The sequence below is a fragment of the Embleya sp. NPDC059213 genome, assembly GCF_042754445.1.
GTDB lineage: Bacteria > Actinomycetota > Actinomycetes > Streptomycetales > Streptomycetaceae > Embleya.
The window spans coordinates 1-4,451 of the sequence record NZ_JBHZAV010000355.1 but is presented as its reverse complement, the minus strand read 5'-3'; the positions used below and the strand labels follow the sequence as shown (position 1 = coordinate 4,451).

Sequence of the window (4,451 nt, the reverse complement as noted above, 5' to 3'; positions counted from 1 at the left end):
TCCCCCCCGCCCCCCCCGCCGTCCTACCCTCCGCCCCCTCCCCCCCCCGCGCCCCCCCCCGGCGGGTGCCGGGCCCCACCCCGGGGTTGTCACCGGACACCGGCTCGGTCCATCCCTTCACCGGAGGCATCCGTCGCCGACTTGCCTCACCGGGCCGAACTCCCGCACCGACACCCCTGCTCTGCGTCGTCGCCTATGTGATGATCTGCGGGGGTTCGTCGGTGATCGTTCGTCATTCGAGTGTCAGTGTGTTCCTGCCGGTTCCATCCGGATTCGCGCTGTCGATCACTGGCGGGTTCGCAGGGACGGATTTGACGAACCGGCAGGTCGGGTTCGTGCCGATTGCCAATACATCGAGGGTACGTTGCCGGCCGGAATCCACCGGCCTCCGGCGTTTCACCATCACACCGCGGTCGTCCCGGCCCGCAGCGCGGCGCCGGGCGGCGCGCGGGCGCCACTCGCGTCGGTGATGTCGGCCGGCGGCTCGGTGGTCAACGCCTCGACCGCTTCGAGGCTGCGCCCGAGATGCCCCGGGTCCCCTTTTTCCGGCTCGGCGCGGGGGTGGTCGACGTCTCGACCCGTCGTGGTGGGTGTGCCCGGATTCGGTCAGGGTTGGGTCATGGCGTGGAGGGCGAGCAGGACGGAGACGCCGACGGTCAGCGGGAGTCCGAGGGACGGGTGCCGCCACGTCGCGATCGCGGTGCCGCCGGCCAGGGCGAGCAACACCAGCAGACGCACGGACAGGGGCGGCGGTGGTGGGGGTGGGGGCGGAGTCGACACGGGTTCCCTTTCGTCGGACGCAAAAACGCTCATTCGAGAAAGAGGGAGTGGGATCGCGCCGAGTCCTTACGCGACTTCACAGACGAGTCGATGTGATGTGCATCACAATCTGGGCTGGGTGGGCGGGGCCCCGGCCCGGCAACCGGCCCCGGGACGCGGCCGGTTCCACGAACGAGACGATACGACCCCACCCCCGAACCCCACACGAACCTCGCTTCGGATCTCACATCCGGTTCATGTCCAGCGCATCCCCAACACGTCCAACGCCCCGATCCGCTCGGCCGACAGTTTCGCCCGCCTGCTCCTGGTCGTCGTCACCCACACCCCGAGCCGTACGTCCTCGGGCCACCCGTCGAACGCCACCACCGACTCGACGTGCCCGCGCGGCACCTCCAGGTGCCCCACCCGGGCCCGGTAGGCCGCCGCCGCGCCGAGCGCGATCGTCCACGCCTGCTCGCGCGTGCGCGGCGGCCGAGGCCCCTCCGGCACGGCCGGCACCGCCTCGGCCTCGGCGTCGACCAACGCGGGCGCCGTCAGCCCCAACGCGAGCAGCCGCTCACGCTGCGCCGCGTTCAGCCCGTCCCACCCCGACCGCTGCCGAGCCACCCACCGCCCGATCCCCGTACCGCGGTGCACCACGTCCAGGCCGACATCGTCCAACCGCGCCCCGCCCCCGAGTTCGGCCAGATACTCGGCCGCGTACGTGACGTGCCGCTGCCACGCCACCGGCCAGTGCGGCGGATGCCACGCCTCACCCTCCACCAGAGCGTCCAGCGCCGCGCCGCGCCCGGTGGCGAGTTCGCCTCGTCGGTCCTGGGCGCGGCGGTTCGCGAGCCACGTTCCGATGGGGTGGCCGTCGATCACGGCGTCGGCCGGCGCGGCCAACGTCCCGTGCAGCCGCGCGTACTCACGCGCTATGGCGAGTCCGTCCTCCCACGCCTGATCGTGCACCGACCACACCATCCCGAGGGATTCCAGCCGTTGAATCTGTTCCTGCTCCAAATGGCCTTTCGCGTATTCGGCGCGCATTTCCGAAATCCAGCGCCCCAGCGGGAATTTGATTCCGTGGTGATCGATGTCAACGGCATCAATGGGAACGGCGAGGTCTCCGTGGGTGCGTCGGTACCGCTCGGCGGCGACATACCCGCGCAGCCAATTGCGGGATTGCGGGTCCACCACGCGCAGGTCCACGAATCGCGCGATCTCCACCGGATCGCGTTGTGTCGAGAAGCGCAGGATCGGTCGCCACTCGGGGCGTTCCCCGCCCTCCTCGCCGTCGACGTCGCCCTGCGCCTGGTCGTCGCCGTCCGGCGCTGTGGCCAACTCTTGGGCCTCTCCGTTGACTTGGGGTACGGCCAGCACGTCGCAGATGGACGCGTCGTGCGCCCGCAACGCCTGAAGCACCCGCTGGAGCGGTCGCCACGAAGGAGACACGAGCATGTCGTCCCGTGTCTCCCCACGCTCCAAAAAGATGGGGACGACGATGCTCGCGAGCTTGGTGCCGGCGGCCGACGGCCTGATGCATCTGCCCACCGCCTGAACAATTTCTACGATGCTCCCTTTGGGGTCCAGGATCGCGATCGAGTCGATTTCCGGGACGTCCACGCCCTCCCCGAGCACCCGGCAATTACTGACGAACGCCCTGGTCACGGCCACGCCGTCCGCGTCCGCGCCGGCCCCGAACGCCCCCAACACCCGCCGCCGATGCAGCGGGTCGTGCTCCCCGGAAATCCAGTCCGCCGCGATGCTCCCCGGGTACGCCCCCGACGCCCCCTTGCGCAGCCGGGCGAATGCCCGGGGCAGGCCGACCGCGAACGCCTCGGCCTCGATCGTGCGGTGATGGAACGTCAACACGCGCCGCAGGTCGTGTTCCCACGCGAGCTTGAGCAACCCCGTTTGCAGCGCGGCCAACCGCGCCCCCCGGTACTCCTCCACGTCCGCCGGCCGCGTCGACAACCGGTTGAGCCGGCTCCCGCTCGCCGCGGCGGCGGCCTGGACGTCCGGGTCGGTCACCTCCGCCACCACGATCCGAAAAGGCGCAACCAGGCCAGCGGCCACCGCCGCCGACAGGGGTAGCGAGTAGGAAACCCTGCCGAACAACCTCTCGTCGTCCATCGAGGCCGCATAGCCGACCGGCAGAGGTTGGTAGGCGCTCCGTTCCTCGGGCCCCTCCCGGTCCTCGTCCTCGTCCGGGCCGAAGTCCTCGTCACCCGCCTCCCAGCCCTCCCACTCGTCCAGCTCGGGATCCGGGTCCATGGGATCCAGCTCGGGCACCGGCGGATCGGTGGCCAGAGCCGCGTAGGTGCTGCCGGGCGGTGGTTCCCAGATCCGGGGCGTGGCGGTGAGGTACAGGCGCCGCGCGGCCGGGAGTCGGCGGTTGTCGTGGATCGCCGCCCACGCCTTCCCGAGCGCACCGGAGGTTCGGTGGGCCTCGTCCACGATCACGAGGTCCATCGCCGCCGGGGGTTCGAGGCCGTATACGCCCCGCTGAGCCCGCAGCAGCACCCGAAGGGAGGCGTACGTCCCGAAAACGGTGAGGTGCCGCGTACGGCCCGACCAGAGGGCGTATTGGGGTGCGCTGGTGGTGCACCTGACGCCGGCTGCGTCCAGTGCGGGATCCCCCCGGAGGGAGCACACGGCGATCATCGGGCCGGTGCGCCCCGCGGCCCGCCACGCGGCCACGGTCTGCGTCAGCAGGTCCAGGGTGGGCACCAGGACCAACACGCGGCCCCGCGGCGCCAGACGGGCCGCGCAGACGGCCGCGATGCGCGTTTTCCCCGTGCCGGTCGCGGCCACGACCTGCGTACGGAGGCCGGCCCACGGCCCGGAGCCGGCGCGAAGTTCCGCCATTTCCTCGGGCGGACTCCGGAATTCCCGGACGACGTTCTGTACGGCCTCGGTCTGGTGAGGGAAAAGCGGAGTTTTCATTTCGATTCCTATTCGTCGGGAGTCATAATTCCGAGCGAAATTCCATGGTTCCCGATATGGATTTCATGTGGTTCCTGTTTTCGTGTTCCATATTCACGGGGCGACCGGGTGTGTCGGTCCTGTGGTTCGTCGGGGTGTCTCGGGTGGGGTCGGCCGGGTGTCGAGGGGTGGTCTCGGGGTGCGGGCCGGGGCCTCGGCCGGGTGGTCCTAGCGCTCGATGTGGGTCGGTGTTCGTGCTGGTCAGGTGTGGTGTGGGTGGCCGGTGGGTCCGGGTGTGGGAGTGCCGTCGGTCGGCCGGTTCGAGCCGGCCCCGGCCCGTCCGGGCGCCGGCGGTGCTCGTGTTTTCCTGGGATTCGTATGGGCCATGTTGTCTAAGCGTCGGGGTGGCGTCAAGGCGTGTGGGTGTGTCATCATGGGTGTGCGGGCGGGGTTGGTCTGCTGGTGGTTCGGGGGTTGGTTCTGACGGTCAGTCAGATATTTCTGACGGTGCGTCAGATAGGTTCTGAGCCTGCTTCCAATACAAGACGCCCGGCTCGAACACCCGTCACAAGCCCCCTACTTGGCTGCTGGCGGGCCCGCAACGCGGGCCCTGTCCCCCGCGCAGCGGGGGACCTTCCAGCCGGCGCAACGCGCCGGCTGCGGGTGCCGCAACGCGGCACCCGGCACCCGCAACGCGGGTGCCCAGCACTTGCTCGGCGCAACGCGCCGAGCTTCGCTCGTCAGCCGCGCAGCGGCTGAGGGAC

The 4,451-nt window shown here is 70.4% G+C and carries 2 protein-coding genes; both read right to left on the bottom strand.

Going from position 1 to position 4,451, the window contains the following annotated elements:
• Window positions 1-606: 606 nt before the first annotated feature.
• Window positions 607-780: a hypothetical protein gene (locus ACFXMF_RS46960; RefSeq protein ID WP_360323277.1), complete on the bottom strand. Its 174-nt coding sequence runs from the start codon at window positions 778-780 to the stop codon at window positions 607-609.
• Between the two features lie 234 nt (window positions 781-1,014).
• A complete protein-coding gene (locus ACFXMF_RS46955) occupies window positions 1,015-3,708 on the bottom strand; it encodes a Helicase associated domain protein (protein ID WP_379992674.1) in 2,694 nt (897 codons plus the stop codon).
• Between the last annotated feature and the right edge of the window lie 743 nt (window positions 3,709-4,451).